Annotated in this window: 1 pseudogene; it reads left to right on the top strand. The window is 68.5% G+C overall.

What is annotated here, in order from left to right:
* Positions 1-150: 150 nt before the first annotated feature.
* Positions 151-387, top strand: a pseudogene (locus IQ279_RS27615) (IS5/IS1182 family transposase); the annotation flags it as partial.

Raw genomic sequence — 387 nt, 5'->3', positions numbered from 1 at the left:
TTTTCTCAGCGAAATGATCTACGCGAAGCCGGATGAGGCTCCGGTATCGGGACGGGCCGGGCAGCCCTGCCCTGACCGCGAGCAGACGTAAAGCCCCTGGTAGGACAGGTCTCACCACAAGATCTCGTCCGCACAACCAGAGGCTTCACGTTGGTTTCCCATCCTGCCATGCTCGACGTCCCGCGCCCGGTGGTGGTCTTCCTCGCCCGGCTCCTGTCTGCCCACCGCCGCCGGATCGGCACCCCGAAGGGCTCGCGGGCGCTGGGCCCGTTCCGCCAGGCGGTGCTGGTGCTGCGCTGGTTCCGCCACCGCACCTGCGTGCACTGCCTGGCCCGCGACGCCGGGATCTCCCAGGCCACCGGCTATCGCTACCTGCACGAGGGCATC

The sequence above is a fragment of the Streptomyces verrucosisporus genome, from assembly GCF_017114865.1.
Taxonomy (GTDB): Bacteria; Actinomycetota; Actinomycetes; order Streptomycetales; family Streptomycetaceae; genus Streptomyces; species Streptomyces fenghuangensis.
The sequence above is the reverse complement of the archived record's forward strand: the minus strand, read 5'-3'. Positions and strand labels throughout refer to the sequence as shown.